Source organism: Anaerococcus rubeinfantis (assembly GCF_001487145.1).
GTDB lineage: Bacteria > Bacillota > Clostridia > Tissierellales > Peptoniphilaceae > Anaerococcus > Anaerococcus rubeinfantis.
In genome coordinates, this window is sequence record NZ_LN913016.1 from 742736 (window position 1) to 767936 (window position 25201).

At 28.4% G+C, this 25201-nt stretch carries 22 protein-coding genes; 20 read left to right on the forward strand and 2 right to left on the reverse strand.

Annotated features, from left to right (window positions below; translation table 11 throughout):
• Window positions 1-46: 46 nt before the first annotated feature.
• The 15 genes from BN3265_RS04450 (at window position 47) to BN3265_RS04520 (ending at window position 17208) form a co-directional block, all read left to right on the forward strand.
• On the forward strand, window positions 47-751 hold the full coding sequence (locus BN3265_RS04450) for a glucosaminidase domain-containing protein (protein ID WP_058990355.1): 705 nt from the start codon (window positions 47-49) through the stop codon (window positions 749-751).
• 141 nt (window positions 752-892) lie between these two features.
• Complete coding sequence (locus tag BN3265_RS04455) at window positions 893-2224, forward strand: MurT ligase domain-containing protein (protein WP_058990356.1); 1332 nt, start codon at window positions 893-895, stop codon at window positions 2222-2224.
• On the forward strand, window positions 2221-2871 hold the full coding sequence (locus BN3265_RS04460) for a type 1 glutamine amidotransferase (protein ID WP_058990357.1): 651 nt from the start codon (window positions 2221-2223) through the stop codon (window positions 2869-2871). The genes BN3265_RS04455 and BN3265_RS04460 overlap by 4 nt, the downstream gene beginning before the upstream one ends.
• Before the next feature lie 102 nt (window positions 2872-2973).
• Entirely contained in the window at window positions 2974-4623 is a 1650-nt protein-coding gene (locus tag BN3265_RS04465) for a formate--tetrahydrofolate ligase (RefSeq protein ID WP_058990358.1), read from the forward strand.
• A gap of 9 nt (window positions 4624-4632) precedes the next feature.
• Window positions 4633-4953, forward strand: a complete 321-nt coding sequence (locus tag BN3265_RS04470; RefSeq protein ID WP_058990359.1) for a YerC/YecD family TrpR-related protein — start codon at window positions 4633-4635, stop codon at window positions 4951-4953.
• Window positions 4954-5107: 154 nt separating this feature from the next.
• Window positions 5108-7297 (forward strand): ATP-dependent helicase, encoded by a 2190-nt coding sequence (locus BN3265_RS04475; protein ID WP_058990360.1) that lies wholly within the window; start codon window positions 5108-5110, stop codon window positions 7295-7297.
• A 1-nt stretch (window position 7298) separates the two neighbouring features.
• Complete coding sequence (gene ligA / locus BN3265_RS04480) at window positions 7299-9302, forward strand: NAD-dependent DNA ligase LigA (protein ID WP_058990361.1); 2004 nt, start codon at window positions 7299-7301, stop codon at window positions 9300-9302.
• A gap of 2 nt (window positions 9303-9304) precedes the next feature.
• The gene (gene gatC, locus BN3265_RS04485; RefSeq protein ID WP_058990362.1) at window positions 9305-9583 is read left to right on the forward strand and encodes an Asp-tRNA(Asn)/Glu-tRNA(Gln) amidotransferase subunit GatC; all 279 of its coding nucleotides are present in this window, start codon (window positions 9305-9307) and stop codon (window positions 9581-9583) included.
• A 9-nt stretch (window positions 9584-9592) separates the two neighbouring features.
• The gene (gatA, locus tag BN3265_RS04490) at window positions 9593-11002 is read left to right on the forward strand and encodes an Asp-tRNA(Asn)/Glu-tRNA(Gln) amidotransferase subunit GatA (protein ID WP_058990363.1); all 1410 of its coding nucleotides are present in this window, start codon (window positions 9593-9595) and stop codon (window positions 11000-11002) included.
• Window positions 10992-12413, forward strand: a complete 1422-nt coding sequence (gene gatB, locus BN3265_RS04495; protein ID WP_058990364.1) for an Asp-tRNA(Asn)/Glu-tRNA(Gln) amidotransferase subunit GatB — start codon at window positions 10992-10994, stop codon at window positions 12411-12413. The genes gatA and gatB overlap by 11 nt, the downstream gene beginning before the upstream one ends.
• A gap of 28 nt (window positions 12414-12441) precedes the next feature.
• Window positions 12442-13719, forward strand: a complete 1278-nt coding sequence (locus tag BN3265_RS04500; RefSeq protein WP_058990365.1) for an amidohydrolase — start codon at window positions 12442-12444, stop codon at window positions 13717-13719.
• Window positions 13719-14906, forward strand: coding sequence for an NAD(P)H-hydrate dehydratase (locus BN3265_RS04505; protein ID WP_058990366.1), 1188 nt, complete (start codon window positions 13719-13721; stop codon window positions 14904-14906). The genes BN3265_RS04500 and BN3265_RS04505 overlap by 1 nt, the downstream gene beginning before the upstream one ends.
• Before the next feature lies 1 nt (window position 14907).
• Window positions 14908-16005, forward strand: a complete 1098-nt coding sequence (gene alr, locus BN3265_RS04510; RefSeq protein WP_058990367.1) for an alanine racemase — start codon at window positions 14908-14910, stop codon at window positions 16003-16005.
• The gene (locus BN3265_RS04515) at window positions 15995-16339 is read left to right on the forward strand and encodes a type II toxin-antitoxin system PemK/MazF family toxin (RefSeq protein WP_058990368.1); all 345 of its coding nucleotides are present in this window, start codon (window positions 15995-15997) and stop codon (window positions 16337-16339) included. The genes alr and BN3265_RS04515 overlap by 11 nt, the downstream gene beginning before the upstream one ends.
• Window positions 16339-17208: a ComEC/Rec2 family competence protein gene (locus tag BN3265_RS04520; RefSeq protein WP_058990369.1), complete on the forward strand. Its 870-nt coding sequence runs from the start codon at window positions 16339-16341 to the stop codon at window positions 17206-17208. Before BN3265_RS04515 ends, BN3265_RS04520 begins: the two co-directional genes overlap by 1 nt.
• A gap of 104 nt (window positions 17209-17312) precedes the next feature.
• On the opposite strand, the gene tnpA is transcribed toward BN3265_RS04520, so the two are convergent.
• Together tnpA and murC are read right to left on the reverse strand one after the other, a co-directional pair.
• Entirely contained in the window at window positions 17313-17783 is a 471-nt protein-coding gene (gene tnpA, locus BN3265_RS04525) for an IS200/IS605 family transposase (RefSeq protein ID WP_058990370.1), read from the reverse strand.
• A 212-nt stretch (window positions 17784-17995) separates the two neighbouring features.
• On the reverse strand, window positions 17996-19384 hold the full coding sequence (murC, locus tag BN3265_RS04530) for a UDP-N-acetylmuramate--L-alanine ligase (protein ID WP_058990371.1): 1389 nt from the start codon (window positions 19382-19384) through the stop codon (window positions 17996-17998).
• A gap of 158 nt (window positions 19385-19542) precedes the next feature.
• Here murC and rpiB point away from each other — a divergent pair, with 158 nt between their 5' ends.
• From rpiB to BN3265_RS04555, 5 genes are all read left to right on the forward strand, one after another.
• Entirely contained in the window at window positions 19543-19986 is a 444-nt protein-coding gene (gene rpiB, locus BN3265_RS04535; protein ID WP_058990372.1) for a ribose 5-phosphate isomerase B, read from the forward strand.
• Window positions 19986-21980 (forward strand): transketolase, encoded by a 1995-nt coding sequence (gene tkt, locus BN3265_RS04540; RefSeq protein ID WP_058990373.1) that lies wholly within the window; start codon window positions 19986-19988, stop codon window positions 21978-21980. Before rpiB ends, tkt begins: the two co-directional genes overlap by 1 nt.
• A 111-nt stretch (window positions 21981-22091) precedes the next feature.
• Window positions 22092-22811 (forward strand): purine-nucleoside phosphorylase, encoded by a 720-nt coding sequence (deoD, locus tag BN3265_RS04545; RefSeq protein ID WP_058990374.1) that lies wholly within the window; start codon window positions 22092-22094, stop codon window positions 22809-22811.
• A gap of 9 nt (window positions 22812-22820) precedes the next feature.
• Complete coding sequence (gene glmU, locus BN3265_RS04550; RefSeq protein WP_058990375.1) at window positions 22821-24212, forward strand: bifunctional UDP-N-acetylglucosamine diphosphorylase/glucosamine-1-phosphate N-acetyltransferase GlmU; 1392 nt, start codon at window positions 22821-22823, stop codon at window positions 24210-24212.
• Between the two features lie 2 nt (window positions 24213-24214).
• Window positions 24215-25201 (forward strand): ribose-phosphate diphosphokinase, encoded by a 987-nt coding sequence (locus BN3265_RS04555; protein ID WP_058990376.1) that lies wholly within the window; start codon window positions 24215-24217, stop codon window positions 25199-25201.

A 25201-nucleotide genomic window follows, 5' to 3' on the forward strand; every position in this document is an offset into this window, starting at 1 on the left:
AATAGCTGTAACTGTTTTGTTACAATTATTTACATAAGGAGATTAAATGATAAGAAATAAGAGATTTAAAATATCATTTTTATCTTTTTTAGCTATTGTTCTTGTGCTAGTTATTGCAACAGGTTTAGATAAATCATCTTTAGCTGCAAAAAACAAAGATAAAAGAGATAGTTTGATTACTGGAGTAAATGAAATTAGCAACGAAACCCTTTCTTTAAAACAATCTAGAATAGAAAGATTTGAAAAATTAGAAAAAGATTTAGAAGAATTAAAAAATAATGGTTCTGATAAAATTAGCAAAACTTCAATGCTTTATTTGACAAATAAAACAAATTTAACTGCTGATGAACTTGAATTTGGACTTAAAAATACAAATTTAAAAGGTCTAGGAGTTGAATTTAAAAAAGCTGAGGAAAAATATGGTGTAAATGCCATTTTGTTAATGGCTATGGCAAAACATGAAACTGGCAATGGTCATTCATATCTTGCTAAGGCAAAAAATAATCTTTTTGGATTTAATGCTATAGACCAAGATCCTATAAATGCAGCAAACAAATTTAAAAGCAAGGGTGAATCAATTAATCACGTTGCAAAATTTTTGAAAGAAAATTACTTAAGTGAAGATGGAAAATTTTATAATGGTATATCTACAAAATCTATAGGAAAATTATATGCAAGCGACCCAGCTTGGTCAGAAAAAGTGGACTATATGATGAAAGAAGTTTGTACAAATATACTTGAAGAGAAATAGGCTGAATTTTTTTAGTCTATTTTTTTGTGAATTTTTTTAATAATTTAATTTGAAAGATCAAATTATATAATCTAATTATTTAAAATATTTTGAATAAAAATATTATAGACTTTTCACCCTTTAATCTGTTATAATTTTTTTATGAATATAAAAGATAAATTAATTATAAAAATTGCAAAATTTAGTAAAATATTACTTAAATTGACAAACCATAAGGCTACAAGTTTGCCAGGAAAAATTGCCTATAACTTGGATAATGATATTTTGAGCGCTTTAAGCGAGAATACGAAATTTATTTTTGTAACTGGTACAAACGGTAAGACTATGACAACTCATTTTGTTACTAATATTTTAAGAAAACATTATAAACATGTTTTTACTAATGATTCTGGTTCAAATATGATTCAAGGAATTATAACAGTTTTATTAGACGTTCCAAAAAATGAGGATACAATTGCAGTCTTGGAGGTAGACGAGGCTAACCTAGTTAAAATAAGTAAATTTTTAAAGCCTGATTATGTTATTTTGACAAATATTTTTAGAGATCAAATGGATAGGTTTGGGGAAATTTATAATGTTTATAAAAAAATTATGGATGGACTTAAAAATTGTGAAAATGTAAAAATCATCGCAAATGGTGATTTACCTATTTTTTCTTATGATGATTTAAAAGAATATAAACCAATTTATTATGGAATTAGAGAAGATAATAAAGTTAGTGATAAGTACGAAAAGGAAGCTGAATTTAATAGTGATGGAATTTTATGTCCAAAATGTAATTCAATTTTAAAATATAGATTGGTAAATTATTCTTCATTAGGTGATTTTTCATGTCCAAATTGTGATTTTCATTCACCTGATCTTTCTTATAATATTAGCCAAATTTTATCCATGGATGCTAATTTTTCAAAATTTATGGTAAATGGTGAAAAATACCAAACTCAAATTGGAGGATTTTATAATATTTACAATGCCCTAAGTGCTATAGCTTTGGCAAAAGAATTAGAAATTCCATATGAAAAAATATTTGATGGTTTAAAATTTCAAGAACATGTTTTTGGAAGGCAAGAAGTAATTAATATTGAAAATAAAGAATTAATTATAAATCTAGTCAAAAATCCAACGGGTTTAAATCAAATAATAAATCTTATGCTATTAGAAAATGAACCAATTAGCTTATATTGTTTATTAAATGATAATTACGCTGATGGTACAGATGTATCCTGGATTTATGATTCTTATTATGAAAGATTAAAAAAATTAAATATAAGAAGTATGAAAGTTTCAGGAACAAGAAAAAAAGATATGAAAAGAAGACTTGAAATTGCCGATATATTTGAAGGAAAGATAAAAGAATTTGATTTTGAAAATGAAATTTTGGAAAATATAAAAGATGAAGAAACTGAAAAAATTTATATACTTTCTACCTATACTGCCATGTTGAGGCTAAGGGAGGTTTTAAAACTTAAATGATTATAAACATATGCCATTTATATGGAAATTTGTTAAATACCTACGGCGATGTCGGAAATGTAATGGCCCTAAAATATTTTGCCGAAAAAAAAGGCCACCAAGTAAATCTTGATGTAATAAGTTTAGATGATAAATTTGATCCTTATAAATATGATTTTGTATTTTTTGGTGGCGGTCAAGACTATGAACAATCTATTGTAGAAAAAGATTTGGAAAATAAAAAAGAAAATATTAAAAAATATATTGAAAATGATGGACTTTTTCTTGCGATTTGTGGTGGTTTTCAACTTATGGGTCAATATTATTATGATGCTTACAATAAAAAAATAGAAGGCCTTAAAATTTTTGATTATTATACAAAAAATCAGGAAGATGGAAATAGGTTCGTAGGTAATATTGAAATAAAGGATTTGACAAATGGTGAGATTTATCAGGGGTTTGAAAATCATGGGGGAGTTACTTATCTAAAAGATAAAAACCAAGCATTTGCGAGTGTTATTTCTGGAAACGGAAACAATGGTGAAGATTCTACTGAAGGATTTAGATACAAAAATGCTTTTGCATCATATTTACATGGTCCCTTGCTTGCTCGTAACGAAAATTTGGCAAATACCTTCATAGAAATTATAGAAAATAGGAAAAGATGAATAAATAAATTTTAATTCACTTTAATAAACTATTGCACTGAATGTGAAAAGTTGATATAATATATTTGAAAAGCAAAACATATTGTAATTATAGGAGTTTAAATGAAAAAAGATATTGAGATTGCTAGAGAAGCTGAGATAAAAGATATTGACGAAATTGCCAATTATCTAAATATTACTGATTATGAAAAATATGGTAAATACAAGGCCAAGATTAATCCTGTATTTGACAAAAATAAGGATTCAAAACTTGTTTTAGTAACTGCAATTTCTCCTACACCATTTGGTGAAGGAAAAACTACAATGAACGTTGCCTTGTCAATGGGTTTGAATAAGCTTGGAAAAAAATCTATTTCAGTTTTAAGAGAGCCTTCATTAGGACCTTCTTTTGGTATTAAAGGTGGAGCTTGTGGAGCAGGTTATTCCCAAGTTATTCCAATGGAAGATATAAATCTTCATTTTACTGGTGATTTTCATGCAATAACAAGTGCAGTTAATTTGGTTGCTGCTATGATTGATAATCATATCTATCAAGGAAATGAAAAAAACATAGATCTAAACAATATAGTTTGGAAAAGATGTGTGGATTTAAATGATAGGGCCTTAAGAGAAGTTGTTGTAGGTTTAGGTAAAAAGACAAACGGAATTGTAAGACAAGATGGATTTGATATAACTGTTGCAACAGAAATGATGGCAGTATTTTGTCTAAGTAATGATTTATTTGATTTTAAGAAAAAAGTTTCAAAAATGATTGTTGCCTACGATTTTGAAGGAAAGGCTGTTACTGTTGATGATATTAAAGCAACAGGACCAGTTTGTGTTTTGATGAAAGATGCATTAAAACCAAATTTATGCCAAACTTTAGAAAACACACCTGCAATAATTCATGGTGGACCATTTGCAAATATAGCCCATGGTTGTAACTCAATTATAGCTACAAAAACTGCCCTTTCATTATCAGATTTTGCTGTAACAGAAGCAGGCTTTGGTGCAGATCTTGGTGCTGAAAAATTCTACGATATTAAATGTAGAAAAGCAGGAATAAAACCAAATATGACTGTAGTTGTAGCAACTGTAAGAGCCTTAAAATATCATGGAGGTCAAGATTTAAAAAATATTGACCAAGAAAATATCGAAAATCTTAAAAAAGGATTTGAAAATTTAAAAATCCACTTAGAAAATTTAAAGAAGTTTTCAAATAATATTGTTGTGGCAATCAATAAATTTGACCAAGATACAGAAAATGAATTAAAAACTTTGGAAAAACTTGTAGAAGACTTATCATTAAAAGCTTTTGAATGTGATGTATATCACAAAGGATCAGAAGGCTGTCTTGATATTTGTAAATATATCATAGAAAAAAGCCAAGAAGATAATGATTTTAGAGTTTTATACGATGAAAATCTAGCTATAGAAGAAAAAATTGAAATAATTGCCAAAGAAATTTATAGGGCGAGTGGAGTAAAATTTTCTAAAAAGGCCTTAAATGAAATTAAAAGGATAAATGATTTAAACTCAAATAATTTGCCAATATGTATTGCAAAAACTCAATATTCCCTATCAGATGATCCGAAAAATTTAAATCCGGATAGTGAATATGAGATTACAATTAATGATATTAAACTAAATCAAGGAGCAGGCTTTATAGTTGCCCTAACTCAAAATATTTTAACTATGCCAGGACTTCCAAAAAGACCTGCAGCATATGACATAGATATTGACGAAAATGGAAATATCATAGGATTATTTTAGGAGAAGAAAATGACAGATTCAAAATTACAAAGTAAAGAATTAGATGAATTTTTTGATGCTATCTTGATGTTAAAAGATAGAGACGAGTGTTACAATTTTTTTGAAGATGCTTGTACAGCAAGAGAGCTTCAATCAATTTCACAAAGATTACAAGTTGCTAAATTATTAAAAATAAGAAAAACATATAGCGAAATAGAAGAGCAAACTGGAGCATCAACAGCAACAATTTCAAGAGTAAATAGGTCCTTACACTATGGAAGTGATGGATATGATTTGGTTCTTGAAAAATTAATTGCAAATAATTTAAAAGAAGAAAAAGATAAAAAATAAATTTTAAAAATTAAACGAATTTATCTATTAAGATAGGTTCGTTTTTCTTTTTAAAATTTTTTAAATATCATTGAAAGAAAAATATAAATTCATTTCATATCTTAGATTAGTCTAACTCTTATGGTATAATTATAAGGATGAAAGGATGTGAAGAATGGACTTATCTAATTTAAATGATAAACAAAAAGAGGCGGTTTTACATGACAAAGGTCCCCTTCTTGTTGTAGCTGGAGCTGGAAGTGGAAAAACCAGAGTATTAACTACAAGTATTGCATATTTGATAAAGGAAAAAAATGTAAATCCGGTTAATATTTTGGCTATTACTTTTACAAATAAGGCTGCCAATGAAATGAAAGAAAGAATATCAGATCTTTTAGATGAAGATGTTTCTCACTTGTGGATTGGTACTTTTCACTCTATTTGTGCAAGAATTTTAAGAATGAATATTAATAAAATTGGATATGATAATAATTTCACTATTTATGATACAAATGATCAAAAAACTTTGGTAAAAGAAATTATAAATGATTTGAATTACAAAGATGATATTAGTCCAAAAGAGGCCTTAAATGTTATAAGTTTTTGTAAAAACAAATCAATAAGTACTAAAGATTTTTTAAATATAAATACATTTTATGCTAAGCAAGAGGAATATTATAATATTTACAAAAATTATGAGAAGAAAAAATTTGAATATAATTCTCTAGATTTTGATGATTTAATATTAAAAACCTTAGATTTGTTTGCGACAGATTCTGATACTTTGAAATACTATCAAAATAAATTTGAATATGTATATGTAGATGAATATCAAGATACAAACAAAAGTCAGTATGAATTAATTAAATTTATTGGTAAAGTTCACAATAACGTTAGAGTTGTTGGGGATGCTGATCAATCAATTTATAGTTTTAGGGGGGCAGATATTAATAATATTTTAGATTTTGAAAAAGACTTTAAGGACGCAAAAACTATAAAACTTGAAGAGAATTATAGGTCAACTTCTAATATTATTAATGTTGCCAATAAATTAATCAAAAACAATACTGAAAGAAAAGACAAAAATCTTTGGACATCAAAAAATGATGGTTCGGAAGTTTTGTATAAAAAGTCATCAGTTGAATCTGAAGAAGGAAAATTCGTAATAGATGAAATAAATTCTTTATTAAATGATGGCTATAGATTAAAAGATATGGCAATTTTATATAGGACGAATGCTCAATCAAGGGTTTTTGAAGAATATCTTATGAAAAATTTACTTGATTATAAGGTAGTTGGTGGACTTAAATTCTATGATAGAAAAGAAATAAAAGACCTAGTTTCCTACCTAAAAGTTTTAGTAAATCCAAAAGATGATATAAGTTTAAAAAGAATTATTAATGAACCTAAAAAAGGAATTGGTAATAAAACTGTAGAAAAATTAGAAAATGAAGCTAATAAATTAGGTTTTTCTTTAACAGAGCTTGTTTGTGATCCGTCTTTATTTTCAACTCTTCCTACAAAATTAAAAAGTGCTTGTGAAAAATTTTATAATCCATTAGCAAAAATTTTTGATAATTACAAGGACTATGACATTGTGGAATTGATAGAAGAGATACTTGATAAGAGTGGATACATAAAAGCTTTGGAAGAATCTTATTCTGTAGAAAACAGGTCAAGGATAGACAATTTAAATGAATTTATTTCCTCAGCCGCAGAATATCAATCAAATAATCCGGAAGATAATATCCACGATTATTTGGAAAATTTATCACTTTTATCAGATTTGGATAAAACTGAAGATAGTGATGATTCAATTTCACTTATGACTATTCACTCTGCAAAGGGCCTTGAATTTAAGGTATGTTTTGTTGTTGGTATGGATGATGGATTATTCCCCTCAAAAAGATCTATTGATGAAGGAAATATTGAAGAAGAAAGAAGACTTTGCTATGTTGCAATAACAAGGGCTATGGAGAAATTGTATCTTTCTAGTGCAGAAATTAGAAGGCAATTTGGCCAAGCTGTTTATTATAAACCTTCAAGATTTTTAAAAGAAATTGAATCTTCTATTAAAAAAATAGACCAAGACAAAACCCCTGCTTATTCTCCCTATGTAAAAATGAAAAGCAATGAATCATACATGAGAGATAAGGCAAGAGAGAGTGTCTTAAAGAAAAATACTGTAAAAGAATCATCAAATGAAGAATTTCAAATTGGTGATAAAATTATTCATACAAAATGGGGTCAAGGAATGATAGTTCAAATAAAAAAATCAGATGATGGAAATGAACTTGTAGTAGCTTTTGATAAGAAGGGTTTAAAAAAACTAAATCAAGATTATGCCCCAATAAAAAGGATTTAAGATGAATAAGAAAGATAAGATTAAAATAGATGAGCTGATTGATAAAATCAATAACTTAAATTATCATTACTATACTTTGGATGATCCTATAGTTTCTGATGGTGAATATGATAAGTTATACGATGAGCTTAGAAATCTTGAAAATAAAACTGGATATATAAATAAATTTTCTCCAACCCAAAGGGTCGGCGGAACAATTTTAGATAAGTTTGAAAAACACTTCCATATTTCAAGATTATATTCTCAAGATAAGTCTCAAAATATTGACCAGCTTAAAGATTGGGTTATAAGGACAAAAAAACTTCGTGACCAATACAACGAAACACACGATGAAAAACTTGATGAATTAGAATTTATTACAGAATATAAGTTTGATGGTTTAACTATTAATTTGACCTATGAAAATGGAATATTACAAACTGCATCTACAAGAGGAAATGGGATAGTAGGAGAAGATGTAACTAAACAAGTTTTGACAATTCCAACAATCCCTACAAAAATTAAGGAAAAATCTTTAATTGAAATCCAAGGTGAAGCAGTAATGCCTTTATCAAGTTTAAAAAAATACAATGAAGAAAATGAAATTCCTTTAAAAAACGCAAGAAATGCTGCAGCAGGGGCAATCAGAAATCTTGATACAAGTCAGACTAGAAAGAGAAATTTAAAGGCTTATTTTTATCAAATTTCAACTAATAGCCTTAATTTTAAAACAGAAGAAGAAAAGTTGGAATTTTTAAAAGATCAAAAATTACCAGTCTATCCATACAAAAAAGTAATAAGAAAATTTGACGATATAGTAAAAGAAATAGATTTTATAAAAGAAGAAAGACACCATATAGATGTTTTGACAGACGGTGTAGTCATAAAAGTAAATGATGTAAAAACTCAAGAAGTTTTAGGTTATACAAATAAATTTCCTAGATGGTCAATTGCTTATAAGTATGAAGCAGAAGAATACACGACAAAGCTTTTAGATGTAAGCTGGAATGTTGGTAGAACTGGTAAAGTTACACCATCAGCTATTCTTGAGCCGGTAGATATTTCTGGAGTAACTGTAAGAAGAGCAACTTTAAATAATTACGATGATATTTTAAGAAAAAAAGTTAAAATAGGATCAAAAGTATTTATAAGGAGGTCAAATGACGTGATTCCTGAAATTCTTGGTGTTGTAGATGAAAACCAAGAAAATACTGTAGAAATTGAAAAACCAACGAAGTGTCCTTATTGTCACAGCGAATTAATTGAGGGAAATGTTCACATATATTGTCCAAATTCAATATCTTGTACACCTCAATTAAAGGCTAGGATGGTTCATTTTGCATCAAGAGATGCAATGGACATAGAAGGTTTGTCAGAAAAAACTGCGGAATTATTTATTAATAAACTTGGTATTAAAGAGATTTATGATTTGTATGATTTAAAATATGAAGATTTAATAAATTTGGAATCATTCAAAGATAAAAAAACCAACAATTTATTAAGTGCAATTGAAAATAGCAAAAATTGTGAACTAAATCATTTTATATATGCAATCGGAATTCCAAATGTTGGTGTTAAGACCGCAAGAGATTTACAGGAAAAATTTAAAAGTCTGGAAAATTTGAGAAATGCAACAGAAGAAGAATTAGTTGAAGTTGAAGATATTGGTGAAAAAACTTCCCACGATATAGTTGAATTTTTCCACGATCCCAATATAAAAGTTTCTATTGATAAACTTTTAGAAAAGGGAATTAATATTAAAAAAACTGAAGAAAAAAATACGAGTAATTCTTTAGATGGGATGAAGATAGTTATTACAGGAAGCATTGAAAATTATAAGAGAAATGATATAAAAAAATTGATTTTAGATCATAATGGAGATGTTACATCATCTGTTTCAAAAAACACAGACCTTGTTTTGTGTGGAGAAAAACCAGGAAGCAAAAAAGAGAAGGCAGATCAATTAGGTATAAAAGTTTTAGAAAATGATGATTTATACGAATTTATAAAAAAATTAGAGGAGTAATTATGGATAAAAGTGAAGTTACAAGAATTTATCGACTAGCAAATCTTGATTTATCCAACCAAGATATAGACAAAATTTCCGATAAATATAATACAATTTTAGATTTTATAGACCACATATTTGATGTGGATTGTGAAAATGTACAAATGACAGAAATGTTAGATAATCACGATGCAATTTTAAGAGAAGATATCGTGGGTAAGTCTCTTGACAGGGATGATGCTCTTAAAAATGCTAAAGATACAGAATATGGTTATTTTAGGTTGGATTGGAAACTTTAAGGAGTAAATATGGATATTCAAAATACTATTAATAAATTTAAAAATAAAGAAATTTCAGTCTACGAAAATACAAAAAATGTTTTAGATAAAATTAAAAATGATGAATTTAATGCTTATATTTCTTTTAATGAAGAGGATAGTCTAGAAAGAGCAAAATTTTTAGATGAAAAATTAAAAAACGGGGAAGAATTGGGAAAATTATTTGGTATTCCTGTAAGTGTAAAAGATAATATTTCTTATAAAAATATGAAATTAACTTGTGCATCAAAAATGCTTGAAGATTTTGAACCTGTTTATAACGCCACAGTTATAGAAAATTTACTAAAAGAAGATGCCATAATAATTGTAAAAACAAATATGGATGAATTTGCTATGGGAGGATCTGGTGAAACTTCATATTTTGGACCAATAAAAAATCCCCTAGATCAAAATTTAATTCCAGGAGGATCTTCATCAGGTTCTGCAGTTAGTGTAGCAAAAGGTGATGTATTAGTTTCTCTAGGAACAGATACCGGTGGATCTGTAAGACAACCTGCAAGCTACTGTAATATTATTGGTTACAAACCAACTTATTCTCTTATGAGTAGGTATGGGGTTGTTTCAATGGCAAATAGCCTTGACCAAGTTTCTTTATTTGCAAAAAATGTAAGTGATTTAAGATTTCTTGCATCAGCAAGTCAAAGCCCAGATAAATTTGATATGACAGCAACTCTTAAAGAGTATAATTATGAAAAAGAAAATTATGATTTTTCTGGCAAAAAAATTGCTGTAATTAAAAATGAAAATAATGTATATAATTTAGAAAAAGAAGTTGAGGACGATTATAAAAAAGCAATAGAAATTTTAAAAGAAATGGGTGCAGAGATTTGTCCAATAGATTTAAAATATTCTAAATATGCAAATGAAGTTTATAATGTTGTAATGAGTTCAGAAGTTTCAAGCAATTTATCAAGGTTTGATGGAATTAGGTATGGTCACCAAACTAAAGAATACAAGAATGTTGAAGAATTATTTATTAAAAATAGGTCAGAAGGTTTTGGAGAAAATGTCCAAAGAAGAATTGCCCTTGGAACTATGTATTTATCAAGTGAAGATGATCAAAGAATTTACAAGCAAGGACTAAAATTAAGAACATTAATAGTGGAAGAATTTAAAGAAATATTTAAAAACTATGATTTATTAATTACTCCAACAACTGTAGATCTTCCATCAAAATTAGGAGTATATACCGATGATCCTCTAAAAGATTTTACATCAGATATTTTTAATGTGTGTGTAAATTTAACAGGATCTTGTGGAATATCTATTCCAGTTAGAAAAGGAATATCTGGAAGTATTCAAATTATTGGAGATAGATTTAAAGATAAAGATATAATAAATGCTTGTGAAGCTTTCGAAAGGAAAAGAAATGAAAACTAGAACTATTATAGGATTAGAAATTCACGTAGAATTATCTACAAAAACAAAAATGTTTTGTTCCTGTAAAAATGAATTTGGAGCTGTACCAAACACAAATACTTGTCCAATCTGTTTAGGTCATCCAGGAACTTTACCTTTAATAAACAAAGAAGCTGTAAGATATGCAATAAAAGCAGGTCTTGCTCTTGATTGTGATATAAGAGAATCTATGAAAATGGATAGGAAAAAATATTTTTATCCAGATCTAGTAAAGGGATATCAAATAACTCAACAAGATGAACCATATGCAGTAGGTGGCCATATTATTTTAAGTGATGGGGATGAAATAAGATTAAATTCTATACACATGGAAGAAGATACTGCAAAATCAAATCATGATGAAAATAACAACACCCTAATGGATTACAATAGAGCAGGACTTCCTCTAATTGAAATTGTAACAGAACCAGATTTAAAATCTGCAAAACAAGCAAGAGAATTTGTTGAAAAATTAGCTCAAACTTTAAGATTTTTAGACGTTTCTGATTGTATTATGGCAGAAGGACAAATGCGTTGCGACGTAAATATAAATCTAGAAAATCTTGAAAATGGTGAAAGGACAGCAATTTCTGAAATTAAAAATCTAAATTCAATTAAGGCTATTGAAGATGCTCTCTTATTTGAAACTGATAGACACAAAAAAATGCTTGAAAATGGAGAAGAATCTGTAAAAGAAACTAGAAGATGGGATGATGATTCTCAAACTACAATTTCAATGAGAACAAAAGAAACTGCCAATGATTACAGATTTTCGATTGAAGCAGATATTCCAAGAATTGAATTAAGCAAAGAATTTATTAGTGAAATAAAAGAAAATTTACCAGAACTTCCAGAAGCAAAAGCAAAAAGGTATATGGATGAATACAAACTTTCAGATTATGACGCAGGACTTTTGTCAAATGATAGAAAACTTGCAAATCTATTTGAAAAAACAAATGATTTAGTAAAAAATCCTAAGGAAGTTTCAAATTGGATTTTAACAGAACTTTCAAGACGTTTAAATGAAAGTGAGATTGAAGCTGACCAAATGAATTTGTCTGTAGAAAATTTTGCAAAATTAATAAATTTAGTTTTATCTAATAAAATTAATAACAATGTTGGTAAAAAACTTTTAAGAGAAATTTTTGAATCAAATGAAAATCCAGAAAAACTTGCTAAAGAAAGAAATCTTCTTCAAATTAACGATGAAAACTTCCTAGAAGATATTGTAAAAGAAGTATTAAGTGAAAATGCCCAATCTGTTCAAGATATTAAAAACGGAAAAGACAGGGCCTTTGGATTTTTGGTTGGTCAATGTATGAAAAAAACCAAGGGTAAGGCTAATCCTCAACAATTAAATGCCTTATTAAAAGAAAGAATAGGAGAGATGTAAGAGCTGGCTTTGGCCGCTCTTATTTGTTATGAATATACTTATAGAAAATGTAAAAATTCTAACCATGGCAGATGGTGAAGAAATTAAAAATGCAAATATTTATATTGAAAATGATAAGATAAGCAAAATTACAAAAGAAAAACTAGATTTTACTTATGATAAAAAAATTGAAGGAAAAAATTATCTAGCTATGCCAGGTTTTGTAAATGCTCATACTCATGTAGGTATGAGTTTATTTAGAAATTTTAGTGATGATGTAGAATTAATGACCTGGCTGAATGAAAAAATTTGGCCTTTGGAAGATAAATTAATTGCAGAAGATGTTTATTGGGCCTCACTCTTATCTCAAGCTGAAATGATTATGACAGGAACTACAACTTTTGCAGATATGTATTATTTTGAAGATCAAACTATAAAAGCCCTAGAAAAATCAAAAATGAGAGCAAAAATTTCAAGAGGACTTACCATTGAAGATAAAGACTATGGAAAAATAAAAGAGAATATTGATCTTTTTAAAAAATATGAAAATAGTCAAGATGGAAGAATAAATATAGCTTTAGGACCTCACGCAGTTTATACAACAGATAAAAATTATTTAAAGGAAATAAACAAATACGCAAAAAAATATAAGATGCCAATTCATATTCACCTTTCAGAGACAAAAGTTGAAAATGACGATTGTATGAAAAGATTTAATCAAAGTCCTACGGAAGTTTTTGAAGAATGTGGAATTTTTGAAAATAAAACAATAGCTGCTCATGGAGTTCACATATCAGATAAAGATCTTGAAATTTTATCAAAATATGACGTTAGCATAGCTCATAATCCATCTAGTAACCTAAAATTATCTTCTGGTTTTCTTGATTGTACAAGAATAATTAATAAGGGAATAAACCTTTGTATGGGAACAGATTCATCAGCAAGCAATAACAATCTATCAATGTTAAAGGAAATTTCTCTAACTTCCCTTGTTTCAAAATATAAGGATCCAAAAAATTTAAAAGCTTATGATGTATTAAAAATGGCAACTATAAATGGGGCAAAGGCTCTAGGCCTTGATGATAAAATTGGGACTTTGGAAGAAGGAAAATTAGCAGATATTATACTAATTGATTTAAATAATCCTAACCATACTCCACAAAATAATCTTATATCTTCCTTGTGCTATTCAACATTTGATACAGACGTATCCTATGTAATAATTAATGGTGATCTTGTTTATGAAAATAAAAAATTTACTTATCTTGATTTAGATGAAATAATAAAAAAATCAGAAGAATCATTTAAAAATTTAAGGAAAAGATAATGATTGGAATCGATATAGTAGATATAAAAAAATTTAAAAATAAATTAGAAAAAAAAGATTTTGCGAGTAAAATATTTACTGATAATGAATTTCATTATTCTAATTCAAAAGCAAATTCCTTACAAACTTTTGCTGGAATATTTGCAGGAAAAGAAGCTATAATTAAAGCTTATAACTTTAATTTAGCCTACATATTAAGAAAAAAAATTGAAATCAAACACATTGATAATAAACCCATAGTTTTTATAAACGGAAAAAAAACAAATGCAGAATTAAGTATAAGTCATGATGGAAATTATGCTATAGCAGTTTGTAAAAAAAATGGAGTAAATTTTAAAATAAATAAGGATATCAAGAAATTATTAAAAAATAGGCCAAGCAATTCCCACAAAGGAGATTTTGGAAAAGTTGCAATAATTGGTGGAAAAAAAGGAATGGCAGGTTCTGTTTTTTTATCTTCAAGTGCATCTTTAAGATCAGGTGCAGGTCTATCTTATGTAATCTGCCCATCATCTATTTCAAATATTTTACAAATAAAGTCTACGGAATGTATAATAGAAGAAGTAGATTGCGATTATTTTTATTATGAAAAAGAAATTGCAGAAAAAATTTTATCTTTAATAAAAAACAAGAGCGCTCTAGCTATTGGTCCTGGCATGGGCAAGGGAGAAAATCTTGATAAATTAATTGAAATAATAATAAAGAATTTTGATAGAAACATTGTAATAGATGCAGATGGAATAAATGCATTAAAAGAAAATATTGATATAATTGATAAAAAAAATAATCTTGTCCTTACTCCACACGAGATGGAGTTTTCTAGAATTTCAAATTTACCTTTAGATTATATAAAAAACAATAGAGAAAAAGTAGCAAAAGATTTTGCAAAAAAACATAGTATTGTTTTGGTTTTAAAAGGTAAAAACACCATCGTTACTGATGGTTATAAACTTTACATAAATGATTCTGGAAATAGTGGTATGGCTACTGCAGGTAGTGGTGATGTTTTAACTGGAATAATACTTTCTAATTTATCAAATATGGAAGCCTTTGATGCAGCTGTCTTATCAGTTTATATTCATGGACTTGCTGGAGATATTTATGCATCGAAAAATTGTGAGGATTCATTAATTGCAAGTGATATAATTAAAAACCTACCCAAGGTCTATAAATTAATGAGGAGTTAATATGGAAGAAAATTATTTACTAGTGGATTTAGATAAAATATTAAATAATATAAAGTCAATAAAGAAAAAAGCTCAAAAATCAAAATTCTGTGCAGTTTTAAAGGCAGATGCTTATGGACTTGGATCTTTAGAAGTAGCAAATTACGTAAAAAATTACATAGATTATATAGCAGTAGCCCAATTTAAAGAGGCCAAATATTTAAGGGAAAATGGTATAAAAACTCCAATTCTTATTTTGGGATATTTACCTTTAGATAAGTATAAAGAATGTGTAAAACTTGGAATAGATGTTGTAATTTATGACCTAGATTATGCAAAAAAAATTAATGATAGTTTAAATGGGAAAATAAATTGCCATATCGGCCTTGATACGGGTCATACAAGAATTGGTTTTAGAGATTTTGAAATAGAAAAAATTAAACAATTAAAAGTCTTAGAAAACCTTAATTTTATTGGAGCTATTTCTCATTTTGCAACAGCTGATGAGAAAGACTTGACTTATACTAAAGAACAATATAAAAAATTTACATATATAATAAATCAAATAAAAGAAGATTTTGATCTGAAATTGGTTCATATAGCAAATTCTGCGGCATCAATGGAGTATGATTTTAAATCAGATTTGTTGAGAGTTGGGATTTCTTTATATGGAATTTATCCATCTGATTATATAAAGGAAGTTTCTAAAATAAAATTAGAGCAAGCCTTTGAATTCAAAGCGCAAATTTCTTTTGTAAAAAAAGTAAAAAAGGGAACAAGTATTTCATATGGAAGAACTTTTGTAGCTGAAAAAGATATGAAAGTTGCTACAGTTGCTATAGGATATGCCGATGGATTTAAAAGATCATTTTCAAATATTGGGGAAGTCTTGGTAAATGGAAAGCTAACTAAGGTAGTTGGAAGAGTTTGTATGGATCAAATGATGATTGATGTAAGTGATATTGATTGTAAAATTGGTGATTATATTACTCTTTATCCTGATATTTATAAGGAAGCAAAAAAAATAAATACAATTCCCTATGAACTTATGACTTCTATTTCAAAAAGAGTTCCTAGAATATATAAATCTAAGCTTTTAGGAGAATATCATGAAGGTTAAAAGAGGAGATTTGTTTTATGCAGACCTCTCTCCAGTTGTAGGAAGCGAGCAGGGTGGAGTTAGACCTGTTATTGTAGTACAAAATGATATGGGAAACAAATACTCTCCAACCATAATTGTTGTTCCTGTTACCAGTCAATTAAAAAAATCAAAACTTCCAACCCACGTTTCATTGAGTGCGAATGAATTTGGACTACCAAAAAATAGTGTTGCCCTTCTTGAACAGTTAAGAACAATAGATAAAAGAAGACTTAGGGATAAGTTGGGATCTTTTGATAAATCAGTTATGCTAAAAATTGATGCAGCAATTGCAATTTCTGTTGGCATAGATTAATGAAAATAAAATTTAAAAATCTTTTAATAATAATCTTATCTGTTGTTTTGATTTTCTTGCTTATAAATATAAAAGAAAATACATATAAAAATTTAGATGAGCTTGAAATTAATTATATAGATGTAGGTCAAGGTAATGCCGTTCTTGTAAGAAGCAAAAATAAAAATCTATTAATTGATGGTGGTAACAGGTCAAAAAGTAGGTATTATTATAATTACATAAAAAATAAAAATCTTAAAAAAATTGATTATATGATTGCAAGCCACTATGATGAAGATCATATAGCTGGATTAATTTCTATCCTAGAAAATTATGAAGTTATAAATGTTCTTACTCCTTCTTATAAAAAAGAAACTAAAATTTATAAATCTTTTACAAGAAGTTTATCAAAATCAAATGCTAATGTAATTAATCCTAAACAGGGTGATAAATTTTATTTAGGAGATGCAAAGATAGAGATTCTATGGCCAAAAGTTTATAGAAATGGCGTAGATAATGATAATTCTATAGTAGTAAAAATTTCCTATGGGAATATGTCTTTTTTATTTCCTGCAGATGCAAGTAAAAATGTAGAAGACCAATTGATTTACTCAGGATATAATTTAAAAAGTGATGTTTTGATGTTAGGTCACCATGGTAGCAAATATTCAAGTTCAAAAGAATTTTTAAAAGAAGTTAATCCTAAACTTGCAATTATTTCTGTTGGAAAAAATAATAGGTACGGACACCCATCAAATGAAGTTTTAAATTTATTAAATAAGAAAAATATAAAAATTTTAAGAACTGATTTTGATGGAAATATAATAATAAAATGTCATGGAAATAAAATAAAAATAAATACAAATCAAAACTACCAGCTTAGCTGGTAGTTTGCACAGCGCCTATAAGGCGCGAATACCGGCACGCCCCTATTGGGGCTGTCGAGTATTCCTTCACATGCACCACTTTCCCAACTACTGCTTAAGCAGTTTTTTTATTTGTTTTTATTTACTGACTCTCCCGTAAACGGGTCATAGTATTCCTTTATACTTATTTGGTCAGTGTAATAGTCTTCTTTTAATTGACTTTGTATATATTCTTTTATTTTCTTTTCATTTCTTCCCACTGTATCTACATAATATCCTCTACACCAAAAGTGTCTGTTTCCATATTTATATTTTAAGTTGGCGTGTCTATCAAATATTATTAATGAACTTTTTCCTTTTAAATATCCCATTATTTGTGATATTGAGTATTTCGGTGGAATTTCTACCAACATATGAACATGATCTGGACATAGCTCTGCTTCAATTATATTTATTCCTTTTCTTGAACATAGTTCTCGTAGTATACTTCCTATATCTTTTCGTAGTTGCCTATATATTACTTGTCTTCTATATTTCGGTGCAAAAACTATATGATATTTGCATCTCCAGCTTGTATGCGATAAAGTATTTTTATCCATGATTACCTCCTTGTTTAATTGTGCATGTGACTATCACAATTATACTTTAAGGAGGTTTTCTTGGTGCTTGAAGCTAAAGCTAAATCCCTCCACCTGCATAGCAGGTGGTTTTTTGTTTCGCTCTCTTTCGTTCGCTCAACTCACTTAAGTGGACAAAAAGAAAAAAGCAAGTCTAGAAAATCATATCGATTTTTAAAACTTGCTTTTTATTTTTACATAACTCCCGCAATCATTTTTGCCAAGTTATCAGAATCTCCACTTCCTGTAACTATAACTTGATCGTCTTTTTTGATATCTGTTAATATATATTCTTTTACACTTTCAAAGGTCGGAATATATTTTGCATTTTTCCCAGATTTAACCAAAGCATCAACAACATCCTTACTTGAAATACTAGGGTCAAAAGCTTCACGAGCTGCAAAAATATCTGTAATTATGACTTCATCTGCATCGTCAAAACATTTTACAAATTCATTGAATAATCTCTTTGTTCTTGTATAGGTATGAGGTTGCCATACACAAACTAATCTTCCCTTAGTATGCTCAGCCAAGGCATTTAAATTTACTTTGATTTCGGAAGGATGGTGACCGTAATCTAAAATAATATTACAATCATTAACATTTCCGATTAATTGCATTCTTCTTTCAAGTCCAGTATAAGCTTGTATACATTTTTTTATTGTTTCGATATCAACTCCTGTTTCAAGTGTTGCAATTATAGATGCACAAGCATTATTTATATTATGTCTTCCCAAAATTGATAATTCAAAATGTTCTGTTTGTCCATTTTTCATAATTAAATCAAATTTTGGTTTTCCATCTTCGTCAAAGCTTATATTTGTTGCATTATAATCAGCTTCAGGGTTATTTTGACCATAAGTAATCAATTCACCTTGAACTGCATCTATAACTAATTTATTATTTTCTTCATTTAAATTTAAAATAGTTTTTGAATCTTTGCTTTGATTTCTCAAGTAAAATTTAAAAGTTTCAACTATATCATTTATGTCTTTATAATAATCAAGATGATCTTCATCAATGTTTAAAATAATTCCTATTGATGGGTAATAATATCTGATATTCCCCTTGTATTCACAAGCTTCTGTAACTAATATATCCTTATCACCAACATGAACATTTCCTTCAATTTCATCAAGGTCTCCACCCAGTAAAATAGTAGGATTTTTTGTAGAATTCATAAGAATTTTAGAAATCATACTTGTAGTAGTACTTTTTCCATGAGAACCAGAAATTGCAATTGAATTTTTGTAATTTTTCATCAAACTTCCCAAGAAAACTCCACGAGTAACAACAGGTACTCCTAATTCTCTTGCTGCAATTAGTTCCTCATTATCATCAGAAATTGCATCTGTATATATAACTAAATCTGGGTTTTTAATATTTTCTTTTTTTTGTCCAATTACATATTTAATTCCATTTTTATCTAAATGCTTGCTAGTTTCAGAAATTGAAAGGTCTGATCCTGTAACATTATAGCCATTATTGCTTAATAAAATGGCGATACCACTCATTGATATGCCACCTATACCTATCATATGTATATTTTTATATTTAAAATCATTTATATTAAATTCGAACATTGATGCTCCTTTGTTTTTATAATTTTCGCCTATATATTATACCATAAAATTTGGACTTTAACCATTTATTAAGTATATTTCAAAATAATAACTAAATTGACAGTAAACTTATAAAATGATAATCTTTATTTAGAAGTAAATAGTTAGAGAGGTTATTAATGAAATATATAATTGCAAACGATCATGGTGGAATAGACTTAGTTGATAGTGTTGAAGAAAAATTATTAGAACTTGGACATGAAGTTGAAAAAGTTGGAACTTTTACAAAAGATTCTTGTGATTATTCTGATTTTGCAAAAATAGCTTGCGAAAAAGTTTTAAATAAAGAAGCAGATTTTGCCATTTTAATTTGTGGAACTGGAATTGGAATGAGCCTTGCTGCAAATAAATTTAAAGGAATTAGAGCGGCTTGCCTATCAGATGTATATTCTGCAAAAATGTGCAGGGCTCATAATAACAGTAATGTTTTATGTATTGGATCAAGAGTTATTGGTTCTGAACTTGCAAAAATGATTGTAGAAGTGTTTTCGAAAACTGAGTTTGAAGGTGGACGTCATCTTAATAGAATTAATAAAATTAAAGAAATTGAGGAGAATAATTAATGTTTGATAAAAAAGATTTAAAGGCTGTAAATGCCATAAGATGTTTATCAGTAGCACAAATTGAAAAAGCAAATAGTGGTCATCCAGGCCTTCCAATGGGAGCAAGTCCAATGGCTTACGTTTTATGGAATAAAATATTAAATGTTAATCCTAAAAAAAGTGATTGGCATAACAGGGATAGATTTGTTTTATCAGCAGGCCATGGATCTGCTATGCTTTATTCCTTATTGCACTTATCAGGATATGATTTAAGTATTGAAGATTTGAAAAACTTCAGACAAATCGGTTCAAAAACTCCAGGTCATCCTGAAAGAAAACACACAGATGGAGTAGAAGTAACAACAGGACCTTTGGGTCAAGGAATTGCAAATGCAGTTGGATTTGCCATAGCAGAAAAACATCTTGCAGCAATGTATAATAAGGACGATTTAAATATAGTTGATCATTATACTTATGCAATTTGTGGTGATGGAGATTTAATGGAAGGAATATCCTATGAATCTATGTCACTTGCTGGCCATTTAAATTTAAATAAATTAATAATTTTGCACGATTCAAATGATATTTGCCTTGATGGAAATTTGAACACATCTTTTTCTGAAAATATTGAACAAAGAGTAAAATCACAAAATTGGAATTACATTAAAGTTTCTGATGGAAATAATCTTGAAGAAATTTATGAAGCAATAATAAAAGCTAAAGAAAACAAAAATGGTCCAACTTTTATCGAAGTAAAAACTGTAATAGGATATGGTTCAAAAAATCAAGGAACAAATAAAGTTCATGGTGCTCCAATAGGAAATGAAGATTTCACAGAAGTAAAGAAAGCCTATAATTGGGAATATGAAGATTTTGAAATTTCTGATGATGTTTATGATATATTTAATGAAAATATAATAAAAAATGGACAAAAATCATATGAAAAATGGAAAAATACTTTAAATTCATATAAGGAAAAATATCCAGAAGATTACAAAGAATATTTGAATGGATTTGAAAGAAAATTACCAGAAAATTGGATTGACCAAGTTAAAAAATATTCTTCAAATGATGAAAGTCTAGCAAGTCGTGCATCAAGTGGAGAAATAATCCAAGATATAGCAAAAATTACTAAGAATTTCTGGGGAGGAAGTGCAGATTTATTTTCTTCAAACAAGACCAATATAAAAAATAGCGAAAGATTTTCTGACGAAAACCCACAAGGCAGAAATGTCTGGTATGGAGTTAGAGAATTTGCAATGAGTGTAATTGCAAATGCAATTGTAGCACACGGAGGAACTTTCCACCATGTTTCAACATTTTTTGTATTTTCAGACTATTTGAAAGCAGGACTTAGAATCTCAGCTCTTTCACAAATTCCACTTACCTATGTGTTTACTCATGATTCAGTAGCTGTAGGAGAAGATGGGCCAACTCACCAACCAATTGAACAATTGGCAATGATAAGATCAATTCCAAATACAATTATGCTTAGACCTGCTGATGCAAATGAAGTAAGACTTTCTTGGAAAATAGCTTTAGAAAGCAAAGATTCACCAGTAGTAATTGCTCTAACTCGACAAGGAGTAAAAAATCTTAAGGGAACAGAAAATCTATCAGATATTTCAAAAGGAGCTTATATAATTGAAGATTCTGATAAAGAAATTCCAGATGGTATTTTAATAGCAACAGGTAGTGAAGTAGAACTTGCTTTGGAAACAAAAGAAGAATTAAGAAAATCCGATATTGATGTTAGAGTTGTATCAATGCCATCAATGGAATTATTTAGAAAGCAAGATAAATCTTACAAGGAAAAAATCTTGCCAGAAAATATTAAAAATAGAGCTTCAATCGAAATGGCAACATCTTTTGGATGGAGTGAATTTACTGGAAAAGGTGGTTTAAATATTTCAATAGACAGATTTGGAATATCCGGAAACTTTAAAGGTGTTAAAAAAGAATTAGGATTTACAAAAGAAGAGATTGCAAAAAAATATATAGAAAAATTTAATTAACATAAGAGGCTGTTACAAAATTATTTAACATATTTGTAACAGCCCGTTTTATTTTAAAAAAAATTTAAAAAGTGATATTATATTATTAGAAATATTTAAAAAGGAGTGACTATGACAATACCAACACCGCATATTTCAGCAAAAAGTAAAGACGAAATAGCAAACACAGTTTTGATGCCAGGAGATCCCTTAAGAGCTAAGTATATAGCTGAAAATTTCCTAGAAGACGTAAAACAATTTACAGAAACAAGGGGAATGTTAGGATACACTGGTTTTTATAATGGAAAAAAAGTTTCAGTAATGGGAAGTGGAATGGGAATTCCATCATCTATGATTTATTTTAATGAGTTATTTAATTTTTATGACGTAAAAACAATTATAAGAATTGGTAGTGCAGGAAGTATGCAAGAAAATATAAAATTACACGATATAGTTCTTGCAACAAGTGCTTGTAGCGAGTCATCAATTAATGATAATTTGTTTGGAAATATTAATTTTTCTCCTACGCCTGATTTTGAATTATTGCTAAAAGCATATCAAAAAAGTCAAGAATTAGGATATACAACACATTGCGGTCAAGTACATTCATCAGACCAATTTTATAGTGAAATGGATCCAAAAGTTTTTGATAATTTACAAAGATATGGAGTTTTGTGTGTTGAAATGGAATCCTATGGCTTATTTACTCTAGCAAGAAAATACGGAAAAAAGGCTTTGGGAATTTTCACTATCTCTGATTCTTTGGTTTCAAACGAAGCTGATAGTGCAGAAAATAGACAAAGTGCTTACACTCAAATGATGAAACTAGCCCTAGAAGTTGCGCCAGAATAAGGAGTGCTGATGTTAAAAAATATTATACTTGCAGCAGGCGAAGGAACTAGAATGAAATCTAGTACTTCAAAAGTAATGACTAAAATTTTAAATAGAGAATTAATTTCATATATTGTTGACGCATGTGATTTTAAAAATTCAAAAACTATAATTATTGGTGGAAAAAATAAAGATTTATTGAAGGAAAAATATCCTGAACTTGAAATAAAGGAACAAAAAATAGGAGATGATTTTCCTTACGGAACAGCTTATGCTGTTAGCATGGCAATAGATTTAATTGATGACACTGATGATTGTTTGATTTTAAATGGAGATATCCCACTAATTACAAAAAATTCACTTGAAAAATTTATAAATTTTCATAAAGAAAATAATAATAACCTAACAGTTATGTCAACTAATATTGATAATCCAAAAGGATATGGAAGAATAATTAGACAAGATAATGATTTTCAAAAAATAGTTGAAGAAAAAGATGCAAGTGAAGATGAAAGATTGGTAAATGAAATTAATGTAGGTATTTATGCTTTTAAAGGAGAAGATTTAAAAAATTCCTTGAAAAAAATAGATACTAATAACAAATCAAATGAATATTATCTAACAGATTGCATAGAAATTTTAATTAAAGATGGGAAAAAAGTAGAAGCTTATCGAGCTGATAATCCAGATCAATTTTACGGAATTAATAATAAAAAAGAGTTAGCTAATGCTGCTAAATTATTGAGAGAAAGAATAAATGATTATCATATGCTAAATGGTGTAATAATTGAAAATCCTAGTATAGTAGATATTGAAATGGGAGTAAAAATTGGAAAAGATACTATAATTTCTGGGCCTTGCAAAATTTTGGGAACTACAGAAATTGGAGAAAATTGTATAATAGAAGGTTCATCAAGGATTGAGGATTCTATTATAAAAAATAATGTAAAAATTGACAATTCTGTAATCGAAAAATCTTTTGTTGATGAAAAAACTGATATAGGACCATTTTCACATCTAAGACCAAAAGCCAAATTAGGTAAAAATGTTCATATAGGAAATTTTGTAGAAGTTAAAAATGCTAATGTTGATGACAATACAAAAGCTGGACATTTAGCTTACATTGGAGATAGTGATCTTGGAAAAGATATAAATGTTGGTTGTGGAGTAATTTTTGTAAATTACGATGGTAAATTTAAACACAGATCAAAAGTAGAAGATGGGGCATTTATAGGATCAAATTCAAATATTGTAGCACCAGTTCATGTTAAAAAAGAAGGCTATATTGCAGCAGGTTCAACGATTACAAAAGATGTTGAAGAGGGGGTCCTCTCAATAGAAAGAGCTGATCAAAAAAATATACCGGGTTATGTTGAGAAAAAGAAAAAAAGAGATTTAGAAAAGTTAAAGGAGCAAAAATAAAAATGAGTGAATGTTCAAGTTCATCACATATTACAAGAGGCGAGTTGATAGTATTTGCAGGAAATTCAAATCCAGATTTGGCTGAAGCTGTAGCAAAATCTTTAGGGATAGAATTAGGAAAAGTTGAAGTTAAAAAATTTGCAGATAGTGAAATAAATGTAAAAATAAATGAAGCTGTAAGAGGAAAAGACGTTTATATAATTCAACCTACTTCTTATCCTACAAATGATAATTTGATGGAATTATTAATCATGACAGATGCTTGCAAAAGGGCTTCTGCAAGATATGTGAATGTTGTAGTTCCATATTATGGATATGCAAGACAAGACAGAAAAACAAGGGGAAGAGAGCCAATTAGTGCAAAACTTGTAGCGAATTTAATAACAGTTTCAGGTGCTGATAGGGTTATTACAATGGATCTTCATGCTGGACAAATTCAAGGTTATTTTGACATACCACTTGATCATTTCACTGCAATTAGATTACTATCATCTTATTTTAAAGAAAAAGCTTATAATAAACCAGATGAATATGTAGTTGTAAGCCCTGACTTGGGTGGAGTTACAAGAGCAAGGAGCTTTGCTGATTATTTAAAATTAACAATAGCGATTATTGAAAAAAGACGTCCAAAACCAAATGTATCTGAGGTTATGAATGTTATAGGTGATTTTGAGGGTAAACACTGTATCCTTGTTGACGATATGATTGACACTGCCGGAACAATTTGTAATGCAGCGAATTATCTAAAAGAACACGGAGCAAAAGAAGTTTCAATAGCAGCAACTCATGGTGTATTGAGTGCTAATGCTTGTCAAAACTTAGAAAATTCTTGTGTAAAAGAAGTAATAATAACAGATACAATAAAATTACCAGAAGAAAAGAAAATTGATAAAATAAAGCAAATATCAATAGCTCCTTTATTAGCAGAAGCCATCAATAGAATCAACACATATGAATCAATAAGTGGTTTATTTGAGGATGGTAAATAG